General features: G+C 72.3%; 1 protein-coding gene. It reads right to left on the reverse strand.

Annotation, left to right across the window (positions count from 1 at the left end; translation table 11 throughout):
* Positions 1-242, reverse strand: a 242-nt coding sequence (locus ACQG3P_RS22330; protein WP_426806275.1) for an LptF/LptG family permease, incomplete at both ends; no start/stop codon positions are given.

Raw genomic sequence — 242 nt, forward strand, 5'->3', positions numbered from 1 at the left:
TCCACAGCGAGCACAGGGCGATCAGCCCGACCACCGGCAGCACCCGCCGCACCACCGGCCGCAGCAGCCGCTTGGGCCCCACGCCAATGGCGGGCAGCACCGCCATTTCCGAATCCCGGTACAGCCGCGCGGTGGCCAGCAGCAGGCCCAGCATCAGCGCCAGCGGCAGGTTCAACGGCAGGTAGACGATGACCTGCAGGCCCAGCTGGGAGAACAGCAGGCGGGCAGGCAGGCGGCCGGCG

This window comes from Stenotrophomonas sp. SrG, from assembly GCF_050031795.1.
GTDB lineage: Bacteria > Pseudomonadota > Gammaproteobacteria > Xanthomonadales > Xanthomonadaceae > Stenotrophomonas > Stenotrophomonas rhizophila_A.